The sequence below is a fragment of the Stenotrophomonas sp. PD6 genome, assembly GCF_049199305.1.
Taxonomy (GTDB): Bacteria; Pseudomonadota; Gammaproteobacteria; order Xanthomonadales; family Xanthomonadaceae; genus Stenotrophomonas.
This window is the reverse complement of record NZ_JBLZQD010000023.1, coordinates 1-734: the sequence shown is the minus strand read 5'-3', so window position 1 is coordinate 734 and position 734 is coordinate 1. Positions and strand designations below refer to the sequence as shown.

Below are 734 nucleotides of genomic sequence, written 5' to 3'. Positions count from 1 at the left end.
GGGTCGGGGGCCCCGCAAAAGGCGCGGATCGGGGCGGGCACGGTGGGCGGGGCGAGCCGGAAACATACCCCCCCCGGGGGGCCCACCCCCCCCCCCCCCCCGCCCCGCCCCCCCCCCCCCCCCCCGGCCGCCCCCGCTACCGCGTTGTTTGCCGCACGACCAACGGTCGTGCGCCCCTTACCAGACCAGGTCGTCCGGGACCTGGTAGGCCGGATCGGCGTACGGGTCGTCTTCGGCCGGCGCATTCGGATCCACGCGCAGTGCCACCGACGGGGCGAAGATCGCCTCGGCCTCGTCCAGCACGGCGGCCGTCACCAGCAGGTAGCGGCCGTTCTGCTGCAGCACGCCCAGCTCACCGGCATTAAGCCCCTTGAGCTGTTCGGCATTGACGTAGACGCGCTTGATCTTGCCGCCGTAGTTGAAGTGGCGGGCAATTTCGGCGGCGGCGTCATTCAACGACTTGCCTTCCAGCAACACGTCCAGCTTGGCCTTCGCTTCGCGGCGCACGCGCGCCTCTTCCTGCTTCAGGCGCTCGGCTTCGATGCGGTCGTCTTTTTCCTTCTGCGCGCGGATCGCATAGGCCTTGGCCAGGTCGATGTCCTCGCGCGAGCGCGGCTTGCCCTGGCCCGGATTCTGTCCGGGGCGTGCGTTGCCTGCCGGGCGTGCGGCACCCGCGGGGCGGCCCTTGCCCTGCGGGCCACGGCGCGCGTCGCCCTCACGGGGCGGGCGCTGGC

1 protein-coding gene is annotated in these 734 nt (G+C 72.5%); it reads right to left on the bottom strand.

The annotated features are described in order from the left end of the window. Window positions 1-177 precede the first annotated feature (177 nt). Window positions 178-734 (bottom strand): DUF2058 domain-containing protein (locus ACOZHM_RS19705; RefSeq protein ID WP_421571014.1); only part of this gene is annotated, 557 nt, incomplete at its 5' end.